Origin of the sequence: Serratia sp. H402Y, assembly GCF_051172415.1 — a bacterium.
Taxonomy (GTDB): domain Bacteria; phylum Pseudomonadota; class Gammaproteobacteria; order Enterobacterales; family Enterobacteriaceae; genus Serratia; species Serratia ureilytica.
Genome location: NZ_JBPIYZ010000003.1, coordinates 211,339 through 232,543 on the forward strand (window position 1 = coordinate 211,339; position 21,205 = coordinate 232,543).

The following is a 21,205-nucleotide window of genomic DNA, read 5'->3' on the forward strand; positions in this document are numbered from 1 at the left end:
CGGCGCCAATGAAAAGGGCGCCCGCAGGCGCCCATACTCAAACTGAACGATACTGAGATCAGTTCATCCAGCGATTGTTGTTCTTGCGGCGCGGGATCAGGTGCGGCAACAGCAGGCCCAGCAGCAAGCCGACGCCGGCGACGCCGCCGCCGTACATGAACCACTGCAGAATAATGGTGCGCTGTTTGTCGTCGAGCTGCAGGTTAACGGCGTTAACCTTCTTCTGCGCGACCACCAGCTGGTTTTTCAGATCCTGGTTTTCCTTCTGCAGGCTGCTGATGGTGCTGTCGCTGCCCGCGACTTTTTCCTGCATTTCCGCCGTGCGCTGGTTCCAGGTGTTATCGATGTTGGCCAGCTTGTCGGTCAGGGTTTTCACCTGCTGTTCCAGCTCGGGCACGCGGGTGCGCAGGCTCGGCGTCTGGCTGAGCTGATCGAGTGGGATCCAGGTGGTGCGGCCTTTCGGATCGCGGATCTGGCCGTAGTTGGTGCTGTCGTTGACGCTCAGCAGGGTGACTTCTTCACCGGCGTTAAGAGTGCCGACAATACGGTACTGATTACCTGGGCCGCTATGGACGTAAGTGCTTAACTCATCGGAGATATAGCGTTTATCTTCGGCATGTGCGCCCCAAGTGATGCTGAAGCTCAGCGCGGCAAGGCAAATCAGGCGTAATTTCTGCATTAGTTCATCGTTTCTTGGTGAATTTATGGAACGATAGTAGAGCGTTCAGTCTGACGACGCAACGCCAAAACCGGAATGAGAACTATCTTACTGTGGCTGATTCTGTGAGTTGCGCGGCGTTTTATAACGTAACAGGTTTTTTCTACAGTTAGCAGGGTTAAGGCGCCGGGAATCGCGGTAAGATAACGGCAACTGTGCGTCATTGGGCAGTATGCGGCGGGCCGAACGCGCCGCGCTGAAACAGACGTGAATGCATAACTTATTGGTGTTAAAGAATTATGACCGTTGAAATTGAACTGAAATTCATCGCCGCGCCGCAAGCGGTGGCCGCTCTGCCGCAATGGCTTGCCGCCTGGCCGCATCAGCATTCCGCGCCGCAAAAACTGACCAACATTTACTTCGAAACGGCCGATAACTTCCTGCGCAATCACGACATGGGGCTGCGCATTCGCGGTTTCGACGATCGTTATGAGATGACCATCAAAACCGCCGGTAAAGTGGTGGCCGGCCTGCATCAACGTCCGGAATACAACGTCGCTATCGCCGAGCCGCAGCTGGCGCTGGCGCAGTTTCCTGCCGACATCTGGCCACAGGATTGTGATATCGCGGCGCTGCAGCAGGCGTTGCAGCCGCTGTTCCGTACCGACTTTGCGCGTGAAAAGTGGGTGGTCACTTACGGCCAAAGCGAGATCGAGATTGGCTTGGATCAGGGAGAGGTGCGCGCCGGTGACCTCAGCGAAGCCCTCAGCGAGATCGAACTGGAGCTGCTGAAAGGCAACACCGCCGATCTGCTGGCATTGGCCGGCGAGCTGGCGGCCCATGGCGGGCTGCGTCAGGGCAGCCTGAGCAAGGCGGCGCGCGGCTACCACCTGGCGCAGGGCAATCCGCCGCGCGAGGTGCGCCCGCTGCGGGTGCTGAAACCGGCGGCGAAGGCGACCGTGGAGCAGGGGATGATCGCCGCCTTCGAACTGGCGCTCAACCATTGGCAGTACCATGAGGAGCTGTGGCTGCGCGGCGATGCTCAGGCGCGCGGGGCGGTCCTCGAAGCGGTCGGCACTATCCGCCAGGCGCTGGTGATCTTCGGCGGCCTGGTGCCGCGCAAGGCCAGCGCCGATCTGCGCGCCCGCCTGACCGAGCTCGAACCGCTGTTGGCGGACAAAGCCGCGCAACCGGAGAACCTGTGCTACAGCGCGGCCTATCTGCAATGTAAGTTGGCGCTCACATCATGGCTGGTGCGCGGCGCCTGGCGGCCGTTTATCGACGCCAAAGGGCAGGCCAAACTGGACGGTTCTTTCAAACGCTTCAGCGACATCATGCTGGGGCGCAGCGGCGCGGAGCTGAAAGAAGCCTTCAGCCGTACGCTGAACGAAGATGAATATCAGGAACAATTGCCGCGCCTGACGCGTCAGATTTCGGCGCTGGTCCTGCTGTCGGGCGCTTACCCCGACGAGCAGACCGGGCCTTATATCGACGCCTGGCGCGAGCTGCGGGCGGCGCTGAGCGAGCGCCGCCAGGGCTGGTATGAAGCCAGCCGCAAACAGGCCTTATCGCATGCGCCATTCTGGTTAAACGGCGCGCTTCGTTAATCCAGCCGGCCCGCCAGCCGCGGGCCGCAGAACGGGTCATACACTATGTCGCCACTTTCAGCCGCGTTACAGGCTCAGGCACAGCAGGTTGTGCAGCGTTTTCAGGAAGTTCACGGCGCGGACTGCGCCTTTAGCGAGCAAGAGCAGTGGGTGCTGGCGTCGAGCGACTTCGTCAGCGACGCGCTGCTCGCCCAGCCGGCCTGGCTGGCGACGCTGCGCGAACAGCCGCCGGCGCCCGGCGAGTGGCAACACTACGCCGCCTGGTTGCAGGACGAGCTGGAAGAGGTGCGCGACGAAGCGCAACTGATGCGCACGCTGCGTCTGTTTCGCCGCGAAACGCTGGTGCGCATCGCCTGGGCGCAGGCGCAGGGGCTGTGTTCGACCGAAGAAACGTTGCTGCAGCTGAGCGGGCTGGCGGAGACGCTGATCGTCAGCGCGCGCGACTGGCTGTACCAAACCTGTTGCCGCGAATGGGGCACGCCGTGCAACGCCGCCGGCGAACCGCAGCCGCTGCTGGTCCTCGGCATGGGTAAGCTGGGCGGCGGCGAACTGAACTTCTCGTCGGACATCGATCTGATCTTCGCTTACCCGGAAAATGGTCAAACCCAGGGCGGGCGGCGCGAGCTGGATAACGCCCAGTTCTTCACCCGCCTCGGCCAGCGGCTGATCAAGGCGTTGGATCAACAGACCATCGATGGCTTCGTCTATCGCGTCGACATGCGGCTGCGGCCGTTCGGCGACAGCGGCCCGTTGGTGATGAGCTTTGCGGCGCTGGAGGATTACTACCAGGAACAGGGGCGCGACTGGGAGCGCTATGCGATGGTAAAGGCGCGCCTGATGGGCGGGGCGGAAGACGCCTACAGCCAGGAGCTGCGCAAAACGCTGCGGCCGTTCGTGTTCCGCCGCTACATCGATTTCAGTGTCATCCAATCTTTGCGCAACATGAAGGGCATGATCGCCCGTGAAGTGCGGCGGCGCGGTCTGAAGGACAACATCAAGCTGGGCGCCGGCGGCATTCGCGAAATCGAATTCATCACTCAGGTATTCCAGCTGATCCGCGGCGGCCGTGAACCGGCGCTGCAGGGGCGTTCGCTGCTGCCGACGCTGCAGGCGGTGGGCGAGCTGGGGCTGCTGGAAAGCGAGCAGGTGCGGGCGTTGAGCGCCGCCTACCTGTTCCTGCGGCGGCTGGAGAACCTGCTGCAGGCGATCGGCGATCAGCAAACCCAGACGCTGCCGCAGGAGGCGCTCGATCAGGCGCGGTTGGCCTACGGCATGGGGTTGGCGGATTGGCTGGCGCTGATGGCGGCGCTGGACGTGCACATGCAGGCGGTGCGCGCGGTGTTCGACGACCTGATCGGCGACGATAGCCCGGATGTCGGCGAAGATCCCGATTACCAGCACTATCACAGCCTGTGGCAAGACGCACTGGAGGAGAACGAGCTGGCGCCGCTGACGCCGCACCTGGACGAAGAGGCGCGTCGACAGATGCTGCGCACCATCGCCGATTTTCGTCACGACGTCGACAAGCGCACCATCGGCCCGCGCGGCCGCGACGTGCTCGATCAGCTGATGCCGCGCCTGCTGGCGGAGGTATGCCCGCGGCAAGACGCGCCGACCGCGCTGGTGCGGCTGGCGCAGCTGCTGCTGAGCATCGTCACCCGCACTACCTATCTCGAACTGCTGGTGGAGTACCATGCGGCGCTCAGCCATCTGATCCGCCTGTGCGCCGCGTCGCCGATGGTCGCCAACCAGCTGTCGCGTTACCCGCTGCTGCTGGACGAGCTGCTGGATCCGGCCACGCTGTATCAGCCGGTGGCGCTGGACGCTTACCGCAGCGAGCTGCGGCAGTATCTGCTGCGGGTGCCGGAAGACGACGAAGAGCAAAAGCTGGAGGCGCTACGCCAGTTCAAACAGGCGCAGCAGCTGCGCATCGCGGCTGCGGATATCGCCGGCGCGCTGCCGGTGATGAAAGTGAGCGATCACCTGACTTATCTGGCGGAGGCGATCATCGACGCGGTGGTGCAGCAGGCCTGGAGCGATATGGTGGCGCGCTACGGCCAGCCCACCCATCTGCAGGAGCGCGAAGGGCGCGGCTTTGCGGTGATCGGCTACGGCAAGCTGGGCGGCTGGGAGCTGGGTTACAGTTCCGATCTCGATCTGGTGTTCCTGCTGGATTGCCCGCCGGAGGTGATGACCGACGGCGATCGCTGCATCGACGGCCGCCAGTTCTACCTGCGGCTGGCGCAGCGAGTGATGCATCTGTTCAGCACCCGCACGTCCTCGGGCATTCTGTATGAGGTGGACGCGCGCCTGCGGCCTTCCGGCGCCGCGGGGATGCTGGTCAGCACCGTCGAGGCGTTCGCCGACTACCAGCAAAACGAAGCCTGGACCTGGGAGCATCAGGCCCTGGTGCGCGCGCGCATCGTGCACGGCGATCCGGCGCTGCATCAGCAGTTCGACGCGATCCGGCGCGAGATCCTGTGCAAAACGCGCGATGCGCAGACCCTGAAGCGCGAAGTGCGCGAGATGCGCGAAAAGATGCGCAACCATCTCGGCAACAAGCAGCGCGATCTGTTTGATATCAAGGCCGATGAGGGCGGCATTACCGACATCGAATTTATCGCCCAATATCTGGTCTTACGCTATGCGCCGGGTGAACCGCGCCTGACGCGTTGGTCGGACAACGTGCGCATCTTCGAGCTGATGGCCAATTATGACATCATGCCGGAAGAGGAGGCGCGCGCGCTGACCCAGGCCTATGTCACCATGCGCGACGAGATCCACCACCTGGCGCTGCAGGAACATTCCGGCAAGGTCGGCAGCGAGCTGTTTGCCGCCGAGCGCGAGCAGGTGCGCGCCAGCTGGGCCAAATGGCTGGATTAATACCTTTTTGCGGGTATTCCGGCGGTCTGTGGTAATATCTGCGCCACTAAAATTTTGTTCTTTTTTGGAGTTATCGGATGAAAGTTACGCTGCCTGATTTTCGCCGCGCCGGTGTGCTGGTGGTCGGTGACGTCATGTTGGATCGCTATTGGTATGGGCCGACCAGCCGCATTTCACCGGAAGCCCCGGTGCCGGTGGTCAAGGTCGATACCATCGAAGAGCGTCCCGGCGGCGCGGCTAACGTGGCGATGAACATCGCTTCGCTGGGCGCCACTTCCCGTCTGGTGGGCCTGACCGGCATCGACGATGCGGCGCGGGCGCTGAGCGCCAAGCTGAATGAAGTCAACGTGCGCTGCGACTTCGTCTCGGTGCCGACCCATCCGACCATTACCAAGCTGCGCGTGCTGTCGCGCAACCAGCAACTGATCCGTCTCGACTTCGAAGAAGGCTTCTCCAACGTTGATCCGCAGCCGATGCTGGAGCGCATTCAGCAGGCGCTGCCGCAGATCGGCGCGCTGGTGCTGTCCGATTACGCCAAGGGCGCGCTCAGCCAGGTGCAGGGCATGATCCAACTGGCGCGCGCCGCCAAGGTGCCGGTGCTGATCGATCCGAAAGGATCCGATTTCGAGCGCTATCGCGGCGCGACGCTGCTGACGCCGAACCTGTCCGAGTTCGAAGCGGTGGTGGGCCACTGTAAGGATGAAGCGGAACTGGTGGAACGCGGCATGAAGCTGGTGGCGGATTTCGAGCTGTCGGCGCTGCTGGTTACCCGTTCCGAACACGGCATGACGCTGCTGCAGCCGGGCGTTGAGCCGCTGCACTTGCCGACCCAGGCGCAGGAAGTGTTCGATGTGACCGGCGCCGGCGACACCGTGATCGGCGTGCTGGCCGCCTCGCTGGCCGCCGGCAACTCGCTGGAAGAGTCCTGTTTCCTGGCCAATGCCGCCGCCGGCGTGGTGGTGGGCAAGCTCGGTACCTCCACCGTGTCGCCGATCGAACTGGAGAACGCGGTGCGCGGCCGCGCCGAGACCGGTTTTGGCGTGATGACCGAAGCGCAGCTGAAACAGGCCGTCGCGCAGGCGCGTCAGCGCGGCGAAAAAGTGGTGATGACCAACGGCATCTTCGACATTCTGCATGCCGGCCACGTCTCTTATCTGGCCAATGCTCGCAAGCTGGGCGATCGCCTGATCGTGGCGGTGAACAGCGATGCGTCGACCAAACGCCTGAAAGGGGAAAAACGCCCGGTCAACGCGCTGGAGAACCGCATGATTGTGCTGGGCGCGCTGGAAGCGGTGGATTGGGTGGTGCCGTTCGAGGAGGACACGCCGCAGCGCTTGATCGCCGACATCTTGCCGGATCTGCTGGTCAAAGGCGGCGATTACAAGCCGGAAGAGATTGCCGGCAGTGCGGAAGTGTGGGCCAACGGCGGCGATGTCAAAGTGCTGAACTTTGAAGACGGCCTGTCGACCACCAACATCATCAAAGCGATCAAAGACGGGCGCGGCTAACGCCGGGCGACGTAAAGAACAAGGGCGCGCGGTGCGCGCCCTTGGCGGGAATTATTCGTCTTCCTGTTTGGCGGCCGGCGCCGCGCTCAGCTTGCTTTCCAGCTCGGCCATGCGCTGTTCCAACAGCGCCAGCTTTTCGCGGGTGCGCAACAGCACCTGAGTCTGCACGTCGAACTCTTCGCGGTTAACCAAATCCAGGCGGGTCAACTGCGACTGCAGCACCTGACGGATTTTTTTCTCAACGTCTTCCCCGAATTCACGAACGCCTTTAGGCATGGACTCATGAACCTGGCGTGCGATTTGTTCGATTTTTTTCGGGTCAATCATGGCGTATCCCTTTCAGAGTTTAATAGCTGCCGCTTAGTGTAATGCGAGTTGCCCGCCGGATAAACACCATTAAGCGCATTCGCCGCGCGTGGCCGAATTGTGCTTTTGCCAATTGCCCTGTCTATCCATTAGCGTTATAGTCATCTTGCTTATTCTCAGGGCGGGGTGAAAGTCCCCACCGGCGGTAAATCACCTTCTACGGTGAAAGCCCGCGAGCGCTCAGCCAGCCTGTAAAGGCCGGTTAGAGGTCAGCAGATCCGGTGTAATTCCGGGGCCGACGGTTATAGTCCGGATGGGAGAGAGTAACGGTATCTGCCGGGCATGCGCCCGCTTGCGTTATTTTTTTAGCTATTGCTAGCTACTCCTCAAGATCGCCCTGGTTCTGGTAATCCATAATTTTTAATGAGGTTTTTTACCATGAATCAGACGCTACTTTCAGACTTCGGCACGCCGACAGAACGCGTTGAACGCGCGATCGACGCACTGCGCAACGGGCGCGGCGTGATGGTGCTCGATGATGAAAACCGTGAAAACGAAGGTGACATGATCTTCGCCGCGGAAACCATGACCGTTGAGCAGATGGCGCTGACCATTCGCCACGGTAGCGGCATCGTGTGCCTGTGCATCACCGAAGAACGTCGTCAGCAGCTTGAGCTGCCGATGATGGTGACCAACAACTCCAGCCAGTTCCAGACCGCCTTCACCGTGACCATCGAAGCGGCGCAGGGCGTGACCACCGGGGTTTCCGCTTCCGATCGCCTGACCACCATCCGTGCGGCGGTGGCAGACAGCGCCAAGCCGAGCGACCTGAACCGTCCGGGCCACGTGTTCCCGCTGCGCGCGCAGCCGGGCGGCGTGCTGAGCCGTCGCGGCCACACCGAAGCGACCATCGATCTGGTCTCCATGGCCGGTTTCAAACCTGCCGGCGTGCTGTGTGAACTGACCAACGACGATGGCAGCATGGCGCATGCGCCGGAAGTGATCGCCTTCGCCAAACAGCACGACATGGTGGTGCTGACCATCGAAGATCTGGTGGCCTACCGCCAGGCGCACGAGAAAAAAGCCAGCTGATAGCCGGCCGCTTTCAACGATAAAAAAGCCGCGTAATGCGGCTTTTTTGTATCTACCGTTCTGACAGGCGTTCGCTGATGCGGCTGGCGTAATTCATCACGTGGAAGGTGTAGTTCTCCTCAACCGTACCCTGGAACAGATGTGCCCAGGGGCCGATGGCGTAGATGCCGAGATCTTCCCCGCCGTGCGTCTCGCTTTTCAGCGGCACCAGCGCCGGCTGAATAAAGTCGGGCGCGGTGGTTTGCTCCATGGTCAATGCCGGGCGCTCGGTCAGCGGGATCGCGCCGCCGGGGCCGTTGGCGAAACCGACGGTGGTGTAGGGCTTGCCGTCGCTGCCCAGCCGAGGTTTACCGTCGACGCCGACGGAAATGCCGAGGATAGGATTGCCGCGCTTGGCATAGCCGGCGATGGTCAGCGTGTGGCTGTGATCGCCGGTCACGATCACCAGCGTTTCGTCCAGGTTGACCTTGCCGACAATGGTTTTCACCGCCTCGTTCAGGGCGACCGCGTCGCTCAGCGTGCGGTAGGCGTTGCCGTTATGGCTGCCGTGATCGACGCGCCCGCCTTCCACCAGCAGCAGATAGCCTTCGGGATTCCTGGCCAGAATATCGATGGCCTTGCCGGTCATTTCCGCCAGCGAAGGCTCTCCCGCTGCGTCTTGCCGCCGGTCGTGCTCGAAGTTCATGTGCGACGGCTCGAACAGGGCCAGCAAATGGTCGACGTTGCCCGGTTCGATTTTGTCGAACTGGGCCTGATTCCAGACGTATTGTCCGCGCTCGCCGTAGCGTTGCAGCCAGGCCTGCGTCAGGTCACGGCCGTCCTTTCTGGCGCCTTTCTTGCCGGGATATTCAGGATCGCTCACGCTGTCGGGCAGGAAGTTGGCGCGCCCGCCACCCATCGCCACGTTCAGGCCGTTGCCGTATTTCATTTCCACCAGCTGGCGCGCGATGTCGCGGCAGCCTGCGGCCAGGGCATCCGCCGGCATTTTGGCGTCAGACTCCCAGTCGCGGTTGGCGATATGGGCATAGGTGGCGCCCGGCGTGGCGTGGGTAATGGTCGCGGTCGTCACGGCGCCGGTGGACATGCCGAGCGTTGCGGCCATCTCCCACAGCGTGGTGACGGCCTTGGTTTGCTGATCCTTGCAGTTGTTGAGGGCGGCCGTATGGTTGAGGCCCATCAGATCGTTGATGGTTTTGACGCCGGTGGTCATCGCCACCGCGCTGGGCGCAGAGTCGGTGATTTGGGCGTCGGCGGAGTAGGTTTTGGCCGCCGCCAGATAGGGGAAGGCCTCCCAGGCCAGCACGTTGGATTCGCCGTCTACGCCGCGCTGCTGTCCTTCAAAAATACGGGCGGCGGTCACGGTGGAAAACCCCATGCCGTCACCGACCACCAGAATGACGTTTTTAGCGCGGTTGGTGTTTGGGGTCTGTTTCAGTCGCTGTTGCAGCTGAGCTTGCGCCTGAAGGAAGTAAGGGTCTTCGCGCTGCGTCAGCGGCGCGTTGTCCGTCGCTTTGGCGGCTGCCGCCCCGGTGGCTAACAAGGACATGGAAAGCGCCAGGCGGGTTGCCAGTGTGAGTCTGAACATGAATTCCTCCTTGGTGAGACGTGATTCCCGTAGCGCCGACGGGCTGCCAACACCCTGTCGACGGAAGGAGGAGTGTATCGATTGTGTTAACAAAAAATACATAAATTGTTCACAATTTAGATCTGTGTGGCAGTAATGCCATGGTATTCATGATTTTTATTAATCATTTGAAAATCATGCATTTTTTAACTTTTTGTTTGCCAGTGCATTTTTGCGATTTTTAATTCAAATTTATTGAATATCTTCATCACGGTTATCCGGCTGTGTTGCTGCGGCAAAGCGCGTAATGTAACGCCATAGCACAATTTGAACTAAGGATCGCTCTATGAACACCTCTCGTATGCCGGCACTGTTTCTTGGCCACGGTAGCCCGATGAACGTGCTGGAAGACAACCGCTACACCCAGGCATGGCGTGCGTTGGGTGAGTCATTGCCGCGTCCGAAGGCGATCGTGGCGGTTTCTGCGCATTGGTATACCCGCGGCACTGCGGTCACCGCGATGGAAAAACCCAAAACCATTCACGACTTCGGCGGGTTCCCGCAGGCGCTGTTTGATACCCGCTATCCTGCGCCGGGTTCCCCCGCGCTGGCCGCGCAGCTGCAGCACATTCTGGCGCCGGTGCCGGTAACGGCGGATCTCGGCGAGTGGGGGTTGGATCACGGCACCTGGGGCGTATTGATCAAGATGTATCCCAATGCCGATATCCCGGTGGTGCAGCTCAGCGTCGACGGCACTCAGCCGGCGGCTTACCACTATGAGCTGGGCCGCAAACTCGCGGCGCTGAGGGATGAGGGCGTGATGATCGTCGCCAGCGGCAACGTGGTGCACAACCTGCGCATGGTGAAATGGCAGGGCGATACCAGCGCCTATCCGTGGGCGGAGTCTTTCAATAACTTTGTCCGGGATAACCTGCGTTATCGGGGCGATAACCACCCGCTGGTGGATTTCATGCGCCATGAGGGCGCAGCGCTGTCGAACCCGACGCCGGAACACTATCTGCCATTGCTGTATGTGCTCGGCGGCTGGGATGGAAAAGAGGCCATCAGCGTGCCGATCGACGGTATCGAAATGGCAGCGCTGAGCATGCTGTCGGTGCAGGTGGGCTAAAGAAAAACGCCAGTCAGAGACTGGCGTTTTTGCCTTCAGCGGGGCGATCAGCCGAGGATGGTGTGCGGATAGAAGCGCGACAGATCCTGCGTGATCAGTTCGCGATCTTCGCGCAGGCCGATGCCGCAGGGTTGATCGTTCACCAGCCAGCTGCCGATCAGCGTGTAGCTGTCTTCGAACTTCGGCAGCGGATGGAACTGCTGCACGATCATGCCTTCTTCACCGTACGGCCCATCGACGCGCGCCACTTCCTGACCGTTTTCGACGATCTGGATATTGGCGCCTTCGCGTGAGAACAGCGGTTTGGTGACGTAATGATCCATCGGCGGATGATCGTCTTGCGCGAAATAAGCCGGCAGCAGGTTAGGGTGATTCGGGAACATTTCCCACAGCAGCGGCAGCAGCGCCTTGTTGGAGATGATGCTTTTCCAGGCCGGCTCCAGCCAGCGCACGCCGGCGTCTTCCAGCTTGGTGGAGAACATCTCGCGCAGCATGAATTCCCACGGATAGAGCTTGAACAGGTTGCCGATCACTTGATCCTGCAGATCGGTGAACTGGCCTTTCTCGCCGAGGCCGATCTCTTCCATGAACAGGAACTCGGTCGGCAGACCGGCTTCCTGCGCGCAGTCCTGCAGGTATTGCACCGTGCCGCGATCTTCTTCGCTGTCCTGGCAGCAGGCCAGGTGCAACAGGCCGAAGCCGTGATGCGCTTTCAGCTCGGCGAAACGCTCGATCAGTTTCTCCTGCAGGCTGTTGTACTGATCCGATTCCGGATCCAGCTTGCCGGCGTTGATCTGGTCTTCCAGCCACAGCCATTGGAAGAAGGCCGCTTCATACAGTGAGGTGGGCGTATCGGCGTTGTTCTCCAGCAGCTTCGGCGGATTGACTCCGTCGTAGGCCAGATCGAGACGCGAATACAGCGACGGCTGGTTGGTGCGCCAGGAGCTGCGCACGAATTCCCAGGTGTGTTTCGGGATGCAGAACTTGGCCATCAGCTCGTCGCTGGCGACCACTTTCTCCACCACCTGCAGGCACATCTGATGCAGCTCGGCGGTGGCGTTTTCGATCTCTTCAATCTGCGCCAGCGTGAACTGATAATAGGCGTCTTCACACCAGTACGGCTCGCCGTACATGGTGTGGAAACGGAAGCCGAACTCGGTCGCTTTTTCGCGCCAGTCCGGGCGCTCGGTAATGGCAATACGTTTCATGCATCAACCGCCCATGCTGCGAGAGCCGGAGTTGGAGGTGGCGCTGCTGCGCTGCATGCTGGTCTGCTTGGCCACGGTCTCGCCGAAACCGCCGCGGGTCACGGTGTTGGTGACCGCAGGCTTCGGCGCCATGGCGGTTTTCGGCACCGTCATGGTGCGGCCGCCGGCGGTGGCCGGGCCGTAGCTCTTGCCGCTGGCGTCGACAAACTTGCCGTTCGCCGGGCTGGCGGCGTTCTTGGAGGTGAACAGCGGCTGCTGCGCGAAGCCGGAACCGCCCATCAGGCGGCCCATCATGTAGCCCGCCATCAGCGGCATCCAGAAGCTGCCGCTGCTTTGCGATTCCGCCGCCATGCCGGCCTGCGCCGGAGCCGGCGCCTGGGTGCACTGCGCTTCGCCGAACTCGGCGACGCAGTCTTCGCGGGTGGCGTATTTCGGCGCGGTTTTCGCCGCTTCTTTCAGGGCGTTGTTGTAGGCGGTAGTGCACTGCTCGCTCATCGAAGGGTTGGCGCGCGAACAGTCATCGGCATTCTGATACAGGGAGACCGTTTCATCGCTCTTCTCGCAGCCGGCCAGCATAAAGACGGCGCTGATCGCCAAGGCCACGGGCGCGACACGGTAGCTGCGCCAGGATTTGCGGAACGTCTCTTGGTTGATGTTTTTTGTCCGTTTCATCGTTATCAATCCCATCATGCGGGCTGTTTTCGCCCTTTCCCAGTAGTGGCGCTAAGGATAGGGGAAACATGGTCAAAATTAAAGCTGAAACGCCCGCAGAATCCACTCTTTACGCAGTTATACGTTGGGGTGTGCGCCAGTTCGCTTTCGCGGCGAAAAAACGCGCATTGGCGTTTCATCATGAAACGTTATCGCTATGATGATGTTCCATAATGGAACAAAAATCGCGTGGCTCGCCAGGCGGGCGGCAGGCGCTCATAGTCGAAGCACAACAACAAGCCGGCGGCGAAGTCGGCGCGTCATCACCTGATATCTGAACGTTACCATCGCCAACTCCCTACAAGGATCCGGTTATGTTGAGAGTCATCCAGTCACCAGGCAAATACATTCAGGGCGCCAATGCGCTGGCCGCCGTCGGCGAATACGCCAAATCCCTCGCCGACCATTATTTCGTGATCGCCGACGACTTCGTGATGCAGTTGGCGGGAGACACCCTGATGGGCAGCCTGCAGCAGCACGGCGTGAAACATCATGCGGCCCGCTTCAACGGCGAGTGCTGCCGTAAAGAGATAGACCGGCTTGGCCGCGAGCTGCAGACCCACGGTTGCCGCGGGGTGATCGGCGTCGGCGGCGGCAAGACGCTCGACACCGCCAAGGCCGTCGCCCACTACCAACGGCTGCCGGTGGTGCTCATTCCCACCATCGCCTCCACCGATGCGCCGACCAGCGCGCTGTCGGTTATCTACACCGAACAGGGCGAATTCGCCGAATACCTGATCTACCCGCGCAACCCGGACATGGTAGTGATGGACAGCGCCATCATCGCCAAAGCGCCGGTGCGCCTGCTGGTAGCCGGCATGGGCGACGCGCTCTCCACCTATTTCGAAGCGCAGGCCTGCTTCGACGCTCAGGCCACCAGCATGGCCGGCGGCAAATCGACGCTGGCGGCGCTCAGTCTGGCGCGGCTGTGCTACGACACGCTGCTGGCCGAAGGGGTGAAGGCCAAGCTGGCGGTCGAGGCCGGCGTGGTGACGGAAGCGGTGGAACGCATCATTGAGGCCAATACGTATCTGAGCGGCATCGGCTTCGAGAGCAGCGGGCTGGCGGCGGCGCACGCCATTCACAACGGTTTCACCGTGCTGGAGGAGTGTCACCACCTGTATCACGGCGAAAAAGTGGCGTTCGGCACCCTGGCGCAGCTGGTGCTGCAGAACAGCCCGATGGCGCAGATTGAAACCGTGCTGGCGTTTTGTCATGGCATCGGCTTGCCGATCACGCTGGCGCAGATGGGCGTTACCGGCGACGCGGCGACGAAGGCGATGGCGGTGGCCGAGGCCAGCTGCGCCGCCGGCGAAACCATTCACAACATGCCGTTCAAGGTCACCCCTGCCGGCGTGCAGGCGGCGATCCTGACGGCGGATCGGCTCGGCGCCGCCTGGCTGCTGCGTCATTGATACCGTTGGGGCGCGGTGCGCCGCGCCCCTGGCTTACAGAGGAAACCATCGTGAAAAAACTGATTAATCAGGTCGAGTCGGTGTTGGAAGAGCAGTTGCAGGGGCTGGCGGAGGCTCATCCCGAGTTGCTGGTGCATGCTGATCCGGCGTTCGTCACCCGCGCCGACGCGCCGGTAGCGGGCAAAGTGGCAATTCTGTCCGGCGGCGGCAGCGGCCACGAGCCGATGCACTGCGGTTTCGTCGGTGAAGGGATGCTCGACGGCGCCTGTCCGGGCGAGATTTTCACCTCGCCGACGCCGGATAAAATGTACGAGTGCGGTCAGGCGATCGACGGCGGCGCCGGGGTACTGCTGCTGATCAAGAACTACACCGGCGACGTGCTCAACTTCGAAACCGCCACCGAGCTGCTGCACGACAGCGGCGTCGCGGTGGCGACGGTGCTGGTGGATGACGACGTGGCGGTCAAGGACAGCCTGTTTACCGCCGGGCGGCGCGGGGTGGCCAACACCGTGCTGATGGAGAAATTGCTGGGCGCCGCCGCGGCGCGCGGCGACGATCTGGACAGCGTGGTGACGCTGGGGCATCGCATCAACAACCACGGGCATTCGATCGGTATCGCGCTGGGCGCCTGTACCGTCCCCGCCGCCGGCAAACCGTCGTTCACCCTGGCGGAGAACGAGATGGAGTTCGGCGTCGGCATTCACGGCGAGCCGGGCATTGCGCGCCGTCCGTTCAGCACGCTCAACGCGGCGGTGGATGACATGTTCCATACGCTGATCGACCACGGCCACTATCAGCGCACGATCCGCGTCTGGGATCGCCAACAGGGTGAGTGGCGCGACGAGATGCAGACCAAGCAGCCGCTGACGCGCGGCGATCGGGTGATCGCGTTGGTCAACAACCTGGGCGCCACGCCGCTGTCCGAGCTGTACGGCGTGTACCATCGGCTGGCGGAGCGCTGCGCCGAGGCGGGCATCATCATCGAACGCAACCTGGTGGGCGCGTATTGCACTTCGCTCGATATGCAGGGCGTGTCCATCACGTTGTTGAACGTGGACGACGAACTGTTGTCCTTGTGGGATGCGCCGGTGAAAACGCCTGCGCTGCGTTGGGGTTGCTGAGGAGGAATTATGGCGTTGACCAAACCACAGGTCGTCGATTGGCTGATGCGTTGCGGCGAAGTGTTCAGCCGGGAGCGCGATTTTCTTACCCAACTGGACACCGAGATCGGCGATGCCGACCACGGCCTGAACATGAATCGCGGTTTCAATAAGGTGGTGGAAAAGCTGCCGTCGGTGGCGGACAAGGATATCGGCTTTATCCTGAAAAACACCGGCATGACGCTGCTGTCGAGCGTAGGCGGCGCCAGCGGTCCGCTGTTCGGCACCTTCTTCATCCGCGCGGCGCAGGCGGCGAACGCCAAGCAAAGCCTGGATCTGGCGGAGCTGCATCAAATGATGCAGGAAGGGGTGGAAGGCGTGGTGATGCGCGGCAAGGCGGAGCCGGGCGACAAGACCATGTGCGATGCCTGGTGGCCGGTGGTGGAAAGCCTCGGCCAGTCCGCGCAGCAGAACCTGAGCGTGGCGGATGCGCTGCAGCGCGCCGCCGACAGCGCCGAGCGGGCGGTGGAGAGCACCATCACCATGCAGGCGCGCAAGGGGCGGGCCAGTTACCTGGGCGAGCGCAGCATCGGCCACCAGGATCCCGGCGCCACTTCGGTGATGCTGATGATGAAAACGCTGGCCGAGGTCGCCGGCAGTTAGCAGGAGGCGAGATGATTAATATCGTGGTGGTGTCGCACAGCGCGTTGCTGGCGCGCGGCGTTGAGCAACTGGCGCGGCAGATGATGCGCGGCGACGGCTGCAAGTTGGCGCTGGCGGCGGGCGTGGATGACGAGGAGCACCCGATCGGTACCGACGCGGTCAACGTCATGGAGGCGATCGAAGCGGTCGCCGACGGCGATGGCATTCTGGTGCTGATGGATCTGGGCAGCGCGCTGCTCAGTGCCGAAACCGCGCTCGATCTGCTGGATCCGGAGTTGGCCGCCAAGGTGCGGCTGTGCGCCGCGCCGCTGATCGAAGGCACGCTGGCGGCGGTGGTGGCCGCCAACTCCGGCGCTTCGCTGGAGCAGGTGGTGGCGGAGGCGCAGGGGGCGCTGCAGGCCAAGCAGGCGCAGCTGGGCGAGGCTTCACCTACGGCGAAGCGCGCGGCCTTGCCGCTGGCGCAGGGCAAAAGCGCAACCTGGACGGTGCAGAACCCGCACGGACTGCACGCGCGCCCGGCGGCGCGGCTGGTCGAAGCGCTGGCGCCGTTCAAGGCCGAGCTGGTGCTGGAAAAACAGGGGCAGTGCGTCGATCCGCGCAGCCTCAATCAGCTGGCGCTGCTGCAGGTGCGCCACGGCGACACCATCCGTTTGATCGCCGACGGCGCGCAGGCGGACGAGGCGCTGGCGGCGTTCAAATCGCTGGCGGAGCAGCATTTTGGCGAGACGGTCTCCGAGCGGCAGCAGCCCTCGCTGCACGGCATTCCGGTGGCGGAAAGCGTCACCAGCGGGCCGGTGTTCCAGGCCCGCAGTGTCTGGCCGTCAGCCGCCGAGCGTCGGATCGGCGCGGACGAGGTGTTGGGCGAACAGCAACGCCTGCGGGAGGCGCTGCAGCACACGTTGAGCGATCTCAACCGGCTGGCGGAGCGCACCGGCACGCTGATCGGCAAGCCGCAGGCGGCTATCTTCGGCGCCCACAGCATGCTGCTGGACGATCCGGATCTGCAGCAGGCGGCTTACACCCGCATTGCGCAGCAGTTGTGCAGCGCCGAGCAGGCCTGGCGGCAGGTGCTGGAGGCGATCGCCGAAGAGTACCGCGAGTTGGATGACGACTACATGCGGGCGCGCGAACTGGACGTGCGCGACATGCTGCGCCGCACGCTGTGCCACCTGCAGGGGCAGCCGCTGCCGACCATTGCGCTCGCAGAGCCGTCAATACTGGTGATGGATGAGCTGATGCCCTCAGAGGTAGTGATGCTGGATCGCCGTCTGGTGCTCGGCATCTGCCTGAGCGGCGGCAATGCCCTCTCGCACAGCGCCATTCTGGCGAAGGCGATGGGCATTCCGATGGTGGTCGGCATGCAGGATTGCCTGAGCAAAACCCGCAGCGGCCAGAAGGCGATGCTGGACGCCGCGCGCGGGGTGTTGCAGCTCAGTCACTAGGCGCGCAGCTTGAACTGGCGGATGTCGATCCCGTGCTGTTTGATCTTCCGCCACAGCGTGGTGCGGCCGATGCCCAGCAACTGCGCCATTTCCGTCAGTTGGCCGCGGCTGACGGTCGCCGCCCGCAGGATCGCCTGGCGCTCCATGTCCGTCAGCGTCAACAGCGGCGCGCCGGGCTGCGGATCGCTTTCCAGCAGCGACGGTTGGCCAAGCAGGTGCGCCGGCAGGTCCGCCAGCTGGATGTGGTGGCCGTGGCAAATCATCGCCGCGCGCTCCACCACCCCTTTCAGTTCCAAATCGTTGCCCGGCCACAGATAGAGCGCCAGCTGAGCCATCACCTCGTCATCCACCTGGAAGCGACACTGAAAATGTTGCTCCAGCGTGCGCAGATGATGTTTGACCAGCAGCGGAATATCGCTCAGCCGCTGACGCAGCGGCGGGATTTGGATCTCGAACGCCTGCAGGCTGTAAAACAGCTGGCGGCGGAAGCGGTTTTGCTGCACCAGCAGCGGCAGATCGGCGGCGCTGCCGGCGATCACCCGCACATCGACCGGGATCACCCGGCTGGAATTGAGGCGGATCACCACGCCGGTTTTCAGCACCTGCAGCAGCGCCGACTGCATCTCCGCCGGCAGGTATTCGATCTGTTCCAGGTACAGCGTGCCGCCGTTAGCCAATTCGAATTTACTGAGCTGGCCCGCCTCTTCTTCGCTGGCGTCGCTGCCCAGCAGCTCACGCAGCCCCTGCGCCTGCGGCAGCAGTTGGCAGTTGAGGGCGATATACGGCCCGGCGGCGCGCTCGCCGGCGTTGTGGATAGCCTGGCTGAGCAGCTCTTTGCCAACGCCTTCTTCTCCGCGCAACAGGATCGGATGCTGGCCTTTGGCCGCCTGCTGCCCGTAACGGATCAGTCGCCGCATTTCCAGCGAGGCGGAAGGCATCTGTTCGAAGCTGTGGCTGACGCGCCCCAGCTGGCTGCTGACATACTGGCGCAGCCGTTCGAGCGGGTGCAGCAGGGCGATGAAACTGCAGCGATCGCCGTCGAAAATCGGCTTGAGCGTCAGCAAGGCGGCGATAAACTGCCGCTGGCTTTCGAAGGTGACTTCGACGTGTTGCAGCGGTTGGCGATCGGCGATGGCGCGTTTGAGCAGCGCGGGCAGCGTCAACAGCTGCGCCAACGGTTTGCCCTGGCTCTGCTGTTCGTCCAGCTTCAGCAGGCCGGCGGCGCGCTGGTTGATGTATTGCAGGTAGCCGCGGTGATCCCAGGCCATGACGCCGTCGTCCACGCCGTCCAGCAGGCCGTAAAGCTGATTCAGATGGCGGTTGGATTCCGCCAGCAGGCCGTCGGCGTTCAGCGAGTTGCCGATTTCGCGGGCGATGGCCAGCGTCAGCGACAGATCGCCGGCGGCGCAGTCGGCCAGCAGACAGCCCAGCGCGATCGAGCCGCGCTGGCGGCCGCTGTTGTCGTAGACCGGTGTGGCGCAGAACGACCAGCCGTGCAGCGCTCGGCGCACGTGTTCTTCACCGCTCACCCGCACCGGGTGGCCTTCCGCCGCCGCCAGCGCCGGGGCATTGGTGCCTATCTGTCCTTCGGCCCAGTAAGCGCCGGGGGCGAATCCCAGTTGCTGCAGATGTTCCCAGGTTTGGGCGTCACCGCAGCGCCACAGCATGCAGCCGCTCTCGTCGAGGATCATCAGCAGGCAACGCCGCGGCTCCATGTATTCACAGGCGTCTTCCAGCGCCGCCTGGCCGAGCGTCAGCAGATCGTTCTTGCGGCGGCAAATCGATTCGAAGGTGGCGCCCTGCGCACGGTGCGGCGTTTGCCAGACATCGGGCTGCATCAGGCTGCGGCAACGCAGCCAGGAGGCGTACACCGCCGGCGTCGGGCGCAGCGGCGGCGGCAGTTCGCCGTCGTTAATCAGTTGCTGCCAACGTGAATCGTTGTCCATCGAACCTCATCCAACTGCGAAAACGAGAGTGACGATGATATCACCTGGCGCAGCGGCGGCTGTGAGGCGGCGGGCAGAAGCGGGGAAAATCGGGACAAAAAAAACGGGGCGCGGCGCAGGCCGGACCCCGTGTTTATCAGCGTGCGGACATCAGTTGCGGAATGGGTTGCCGCTGTGGCGAGCCGGTTGGCTGGTGGTAACGGCCGGCGCGGATGCGCGAGTGGCCGCCGGTGCCGGCGCCGCAGTCTGTTGCATCGGCGCATTGTCCTGATAACCGTCCGCATAGGCGTCCTGCGCGCGGTTTTGCGGTGCGACGGCGTCAGGCGCGGTCGATACCGGCTTGCCCAACGCGCCGTTCAGCAGCAGCAGATCGTTCTGGTTCAGCGTGCCGAGCGCCGACTTGATGTTCAGCTGGTTGATCAAATAGGTATAACGCGCATCGGACAGCTGACGTTTGGCGTTATACAGCGTGGTGGTGGCGTCCAGCACATCGACGATGGTGCGGGTACCGACCTGATAACCGGCTTCCATCGCGTCCAGGGAGCTCTGTGCGGAGATCACCGCCTGTTTGTAGGCGTTGATGCTGCTGATCGAAGCGTTAACGTTGTTGAACGATGAACGCACGGTCTGCACCACGCTGCGGTGAGCGCTTTCCAGCTGCTCGCTGGCGCCGACGAAGCCGTACTGCGCTTGTTTAACCTGCGAGTTGGTCGCGCCGCCGCTGTACAGCGGCAGGTTGAAGCTGATGCCCACTTTATTTTGGCCCGCATCGGAGTCGCTGTAGCGTGCGGCATTCGCGCCGCCGGTGTTTGAGCCGTTGTATTTGGTATTGCTGATGCCGGTTGACGCGCTGACGTCAATCGTCGGCATATAGCCGGTCTGTGCGGCGCGGATCTGTTCGCGCGCCAGATCTTGGCTCAGGCGGGCGGACAGCAGGCTCAGGTTGCGCGCTTCCGCTTCTTTCAGCAGGTTGTTCACCGCTTCCGGGCGCTGGGTGCTGAAGCGATCGGTGTTCAGCGAGGCCAGCTCCGGGTAGAAGGCCCCGGTCACCTGGCGCAGCGTTTCCAGCGCGTTATCCAGATCGTTGCGGGCGGAGACTTCGGCCGCCAGCACGGTGTCATAGTTCGAGCGGGCGTTCTGCACGTCGGTGATCGCCACCAGGCCCACGTTGAAGCGTTGGGTGGTTTGATCCAGCGTGCGGTACACCGCGTCTTTCTGCGCCTGGGTGTACGACAGCGTGTCGATCGCCTTCAGCACGTTAAAGTAGGCGGTGGCGGTGTTGAGAATCAGCGACTGCTCTGCGGTCTGGAAGGTGACGTCGGAGATGCCGGCGCTCTTTTCCTGCAGCGTCAGCTGGCGCCATTTCGACATGTCGAAGAGGGTCTGCGTCAATGCCAGCGAACCGCTGGTGACGTTGCTGTTAACGCCATTGCTGTCACGATAACCGTTGGTGTAATCGTAACCTGCGGTTAAACCGAGCTGCGGCAGCAGCGGGCTGCGCGCTTCATTGATCTTTTCGAATGCGGCGTCGCGGTCAGCAGCACTTTTGCGCAGATCCGGGTTACTTTCCCTGGCCTGTTTGTAGACCTGCAGCAGGTTCTCTGCCTGGCTCATTGCACTGAAGCCGCCCAGGCTCAGTCCGATAAGAAGGGGGAGCAGTTTCTTCATTTGCATTCCTTGTTGTGCAGCAATATTGCTATGTTAGCGCTGACGATAGACGAAATAGTTGCCGATTCTAGCAGAGTCTGCGGTACGCATCAGGTGGCTGAATGTGCCATCTCACGTAACTTTTACCTTTCAGACCGCCCATTTACCTTGGCGTACTGCCCGGGCCGACTGCAGCTGATATTATGGCTGACAATCAGGATTGTTTCCCGCTATTACCTGCGAGCGCACAAACGCGCCGCGTCCGGCGGCGAAAAACAGCCTAACATAAAGCGGCGGCGGTGAGACCCGCTGTTTCTGTCATCAAA

Annotated in this window: 16 protein-coding genes and 1 riboswitch; of the genes, 9 read left to right on the top strand and 7 right to left on the bottom strand. The window is 62.4% G+C overall.

Features of this window, described 5'->3' with window-relative positions; all coding sequences use genetic code 11:
- Nucleotides 1-58: 58 nt before the first annotated feature.
- A complete protein-coding gene (locus ACSBQS_RS17710; protein ID WP_033644594.1) occupies nt 59-679 on the bottom strand; it encodes a TIGR04211 family SH3 domain-containing protein in 621 nt (206 codons plus the stop codon).
- Between the two features lie 278 nt (nt 680-957).
- Here ACSBQS_RS17710 and ACSBQS_RS17715 point away from each other — a divergent pair, with 278 nt between their 5' ends.
- The 3 genes from ACSBQS_RS17715 (at nt 958) to hldE (ending at nt 6,656) form a co-directional block, all read left to right on the top strand.
- On the top strand, nt 958-2,265 hold the full coding sequence (locus tag ACSBQS_RS17715) for an inorganic triphosphatase (RefSeq protein ID WP_197666945.1): 1,308 nt from the start codon (nt 958-960) through the stop codon (nt 2,263-2,265).
- 45 nt (nt 2,266-2,310) lie between these two features.
- Nucleotides 2,311-5,148, top strand: a complete 2,838-nt coding sequence (glnE, locus tag ACSBQS_RS17720) for a bifunctional [glutamate--ammonia ligase]-adenylyl-L-tyrosine phosphorylase/[glutamate--ammonia-ligase] adenylyltransferase (protein WP_197749912.1) — start codon at nt 2,311-2,313, stop codon at nt 5,146-5,148.
- A 77-nt stretch (nt 5,149-5,225) separates the two neighbouring features.
- On the top strand, nt 5,226-6,656 hold the full coding sequence (gene hldE, locus ACSBQS_RS17725; RefSeq protein WP_033644597.1) for a bifunctional D-glycero-beta-D-manno-heptose-7-phosphate kinase/D-glycero-beta-D-manno-heptose 1-phosphate adenylyltransferase HldE: 1,431 nt from the start codon (nt 5,226-5,228) through the stop codon (nt 6,654-6,656).
- A gap of 51 nt (nt 6,657-6,707) precedes the next feature.
- Here the strand turns inward: hldE and ubiK are convergent, their stop codons facing one another.
- On the bottom strand, nt 6,708-6,983 hold the full coding sequence (ubiK, locus tag ACSBQS_RS17730) for a ubiquinone biosynthesis accessory factor UbiK (RefSeq protein ID WP_004937216.1): 276 nt from the start codon (nt 6,981-6,983) through the stop codon (nt 6,708-6,710).
- A 147-nt stretch (nt 6,984-7,130) separates the two neighbouring features.
- A riboswitch (FMN riboswitch) is annotated at nt 7,131-7,291 on the top strand.
- Between the two features lie 109 nt (nt 7,292-7,400).
- Here ubiK and ribB point away from each other — a divergent pair.
- Nucleotides 7,401-8,054 carry a 3,4-dihydroxy-2-butanone-4-phosphate synthase gene (gene ribB / locus ACSBQS_RS17735; protein WP_033636071.1) on the top strand — a complete coding sequence of 218 codons (654 nt, stop codon included), beginning with the start codon at nt 7,401-7,403 and terminating at the stop codon, nt 8,052-8,054.
- Between the two features lie 52 nt (nt 8,055-8,106).
- On the opposite strand, the gene ACSBQS_RS17740 is transcribed toward ribB, so the two are convergent.
- Nucleotides 8,107-9,639, bottom strand: coding sequence for an alkaline phosphatase (locus ACSBQS_RS17740; protein WP_342164182.1), 1,533 nt, complete (start codon nt 9,637-9,639; stop codon nt 8,107-8,109).
- A 325-nt stretch (nt 9,640-9,964) separates the two neighbouring features.
- Between ACSBQS_RS17740 and ygiD the strand changes: the two genes are divergently transcribed.
- On the top strand, nt 9,965-10,747 hold the full coding sequence (ygiD, locus tag ACSBQS_RS17745; protein WP_353440480.1) for a 4,5-DOPA dioxygenase extradiol: 783 nt from the start codon (nt 9,965-9,967) through the stop codon (nt 10,745-10,747).
- Nucleotides 10,748-10,794: 47 nt separating this feature from the next.
- Here the strand turns inward: ygiD and ACSBQS_RS17750 are convergent, their stop codons facing one another.
- Both ACSBQS_RS17750 and ACSBQS_RS17755 read right to left on the bottom strand, forming a co-directional pair.
- The gene (locus tag ACSBQS_RS17750) at nt 10,795-11,955 is read right to left on the bottom strand and encodes a glutathionylspermidine synthase family protein (RefSeq protein ID WP_033644600.1); all 1,161 of its coding nucleotides are present in this window, start codon (nt 11,953-11,955) and stop codon (nt 10,795-10,797) included.
- A gap of 3 nt (nt 11,956-11,958) precedes the next feature.
- Entirely contained in the window at nt 11,959-12,627 is a 669-nt protein-coding gene (locus tag ACSBQS_RS17755) for a DUF1190 family protein (RefSeq protein WP_033644601.1), read from the bottom strand.
- Nucleotides 12,628-12,980: 353 nt separating this feature from the next.
- On the opposite strand from ACSBQS_RS17755, the gene ACSBQS_RS17760 reads away from it, so the two are divergent.
- The 4 genes from ACSBQS_RS17760 to dhaM are packed head-to-tail and all read left to right on the top strand — an operon-like array spanning nt 12,981 to nt 17,286.
- Nucleotides 12,981-14,081, top strand: coding sequence for a glycerol dehydrogenase (locus ACSBQS_RS17760; RefSeq protein WP_187048406.1), 1,101 nt, complete (start codon nt 12,981-12,983; stop codon nt 14,079-14,081).
- A 50-nt stretch (nt 14,082-14,131) separates the two neighbouring features.
- Entirely contained in the window at nt 14,132-15,202 is a 1,071-nt protein-coding gene (gene dhaK / locus ACSBQS_RS17765) for a dihydroxyacetone kinase subunit DhaK (protein WP_197666942.1), read from the top strand.
- 9 nt (nt 15,203-15,211) lie between these two features.
- Complete coding sequence (gene dhaL / locus ACSBQS_RS17770; protein ID WP_047026469.1) at nt 15,212-15,844, top strand: dihydroxyacetone kinase subunit DhaL; 633 nt, start codon at nt 15,212-15,214, stop codon at nt 15,842-15,844.
- A gap of 11 nt (nt 15,845-15,855) precedes the next feature.
- A complete protein-coding gene (dhaM, locus tag ACSBQS_RS17775; RefSeq protein WP_047026468.1) occupies nt 15,856-17,286 on the top strand; it encodes a dihydroxyacetone kinase phosphoryl donor subunit DhaM in 1,431 nt (476 codons plus the stop codon).
- Here dhaM and dhaR read toward each other — a convergent pair.
- Nucleotides 17,283-19,232, bottom strand: a complete 1,950-nt coding sequence (gene dhaR / locus ACSBQS_RS17780; RefSeq protein ID WP_434991258.1) for a dihydroxyacetone kinase operon transcriptional regulator DhaR — start codon at nt 19,230-19,232, stop codon at nt 17,283-17,285. The genes dhaM and dhaR overlap by 4 nt on opposite strands.
- 150 nt (nt 19,233-19,382) lie before the next feature.
- A complete protein-coding gene (hasF, locus tag ACSBQS_RS17785; protein ID WP_046687823.1) occupies nt 19,383-20,900 on the bottom strand; it encodes a multidrug efflux transporter outer membrane subunit HasF in 1,518 nt (505 codons plus the stop codon).
- Nucleotides 20,901-21,205: the final 305 nt, after the last annotated feature.

What these genes read in the sequence shown, in the direction of transcription:
- ACSBQS_RS17760 (WP_187048406.1), top strand. Translation starts at nt 12,981, where the DNA reads ATGTTGAGAGTCATCCAGTCACCAGGCAAATACATTCAGGGCGCCAAT.
- glnE (WP_197749912.1), top strand. Translation starts at nt 2,311, where the DNA reads ATGTCGCCACTTTCAGCCGCGTTACAGGCTCAGGCACAGCAGGTTGTG.
- ygiD (WP_353440480.1), top strand. Translation starts at nt 9,965, where the DNA reads ATGAACACCTCTCGTATGCCGGCACTGTTTCTTGGCCACGGTAGCCCG.
- dhaL (WP_047026469.1), top strand. Translation starts at nt 15,212, where the DNA reads ATGGCGTTGACCAAACCACAGGTCGTCGATTGGCTGATGCGTTGCGGC.
- ubiK (WP_004937216.1), bottom strand. Translation starts at nt 6,983, where the DNA reads ATGATTGACCCGAAAAAAATCGAACAAATCGCACGCCAGGTTCATGAG.
- hldE (WP_033644597.1), top strand. Translation starts at nt 5,226, where the DNA reads ATGAAAGTTACGCTGCCTGATTTTCGCCGCGCCGGTGTGCTGGTGGTC.
- dhaR (WP_434991258.1), bottom strand. Translation starts at nt 19,232, where the DNA reads ATGGACAACGATTCACGTTGGCAGCAACTGATTAACGACGGCGAACTG.
- dhaM (WP_047026468.1), top strand. Translation starts at nt 15,856, where the DNA reads ATGATTAATATCGTGGTGGTGTCGCACAGCGCGTTGCTGGCGCGCGGC.
- ACSBQS_RS17755 (WP_033644601.1), bottom strand. Translation starts at nt 12,627, where the DNA reads ATGAAACGGACAAAAAACATCAACCAAGAGACGTTCCGCAAATCCTGG.
- hasF (WP_046687823.1), bottom strand. Translation starts at nt 20,900, where the DNA reads ATGAAGAAACTGCTCCCCCTTCTTATCGGACTGAGCCTGGGCGGCTTC.
- ACSBQS_RS17715 (WP_197666945.1), top strand. Translation starts at nt 958, where the DNA reads ATGACCGTTGAAATTGAACTGAAATTCATCGCCGCGCCGCAAGCGGTG.
- ACSBQS_RS17710 (WP_033644594.1), bottom strand. Translation starts at nt 679, where the DNA reads ATGCAGAAATTACGCCTGATTTGCCTTGCCGCGCTGAGCTTCAGCATC.
- ACSBQS_RS17750 (WP_033644600.1), bottom strand. Translation starts at nt 11,955, where the DNA reads ATGAAACGTATTGCCATTACCGAGCGCCCGGACTGGCGCGAAAAAGCG.
- ribB (WP_033636071.1), top strand. Translation starts at nt 7,401, where the DNA reads ATGAATCAGACGCTACTTTCAGACTTCGGCACGCCGACAGAACGCGTT.
- ACSBQS_RS17740 (WP_342164182.1), bottom strand. Translation starts at nt 9,639, where the DNA reads ATGTTCAGACTCACACTGGCAACCCGCCTGGCGCTTTCCATGTCCTTG.